The organism is Candidatus Protofrankia californiensis (genome assembly GCF_900634765.1).
In the GTDB taxonomy this organism is placed as follows: Bacteria; Actinomycetota; Actinomycetes; order Frankiales; family Frankiaceae; genus Protofrankia; species Protofrankia californiensis.
The window spans coordinates 15343-16324 of record NZ_CAAAFT010000491.1; the positions used below are offsets into that span (position 1 = coordinate 15343).

At 71.0% G+C, this 982-nt stretch carries 2 pseudogenes; both read right to left on the reverse strand.

Annotated elements, in window-relative coordinates:
• Nucleotides 1-544, reverse strand: a pseudogene (locus DD1DGNOD_RS30355) (hypothetical protein); the annotation flags it as partial.
• 35 nt (nucleotides 545-579) lie between these two features.
• Nucleotides 580-982: pseudogene (locus DD1DGNOD_RS27545) on the reverse strand (hypothetical protein); the annotation flags it as partial.

Consider the following 982-nt stretch of genomic DNA (forward strand, 5'->3'; position numbering starts at 1 on the left):
GCACGGTGGTCAGCTCCTCAAGAAGAGCCGCCCGGGTGGCCGCACCCCGGTCACGCTGCAGGCCGACTCCGACAGCCGTGGCGAGGCGAGCCAGATGGGTGTGCCGATGACCGCTCAGGCATGCGTGCAACGGCCGACCGAGCCCGAGCGGACGCTCGCCCAGCAGGTCACGGGCCATGCCGACGAGCACAACGGCCGAGTCGTCCCCCCACACCAACCCACGTTCACGCAGTGTCGCCAGGGCTGGTAGCACGTCCACGTCCCCGCAGAACGTCGACAGCTGTGCCGCGCTCACCGACGACGGGAGCAGCGTCAACGCCTCACAGACCTCGAGGGTGAAGACGTCGAGCCGCTCGAGCGCGCGGGTGACGCTCACCCGGATCTCCAGACGGGCACCGAGGATGTCGAAGTCTGGCGGGGGCGGTGTGGCCAGATCCGGCCGCAGGGTGAGCAACCGGGTCACAGCGTTGTCCGGCAGGCTGCGCAACCACCCGGCCAGGGTGGTGGGAACGTCAGAGCCGTCCGCCGGTATGGACACCCTCACAACGGTATCCGGCCACGCGGAAGGGCCGACACTCCCTACCGTCCGTTATCGAGATCGAATTCGTCGCTCACCGACACCGGGACCCGGCCCACGCCGACCTGAGCCGTACCAACCTGGTCGAGTACCCAGCCACCGCCGACGTTCCAGCGCAGCACGGCAACGGCTGGATCGAGGTCGTGTTCACGCGGTCGGAGCGCGACGAACGCCCAGTCCGGCGAGCCGGTGGAGATCCTGATGGAGGTCACCTGAAGGCGCCCCTGCGGAACAGCGGCGACCAGGGGACTGGCGAAGATCGCCCGGGCGATGGCGTCGACCTCCTCCGCGGTCGGCTCCCGGCCGGGCTGGGCAGGAGCGGCGCCGGAATCCGCCCCGGCCGGGGTACCGGCCCGGATCCCCGCCGGGGTCGATGGCCCGGAACGGACGTCGTCCGCCCCGGCG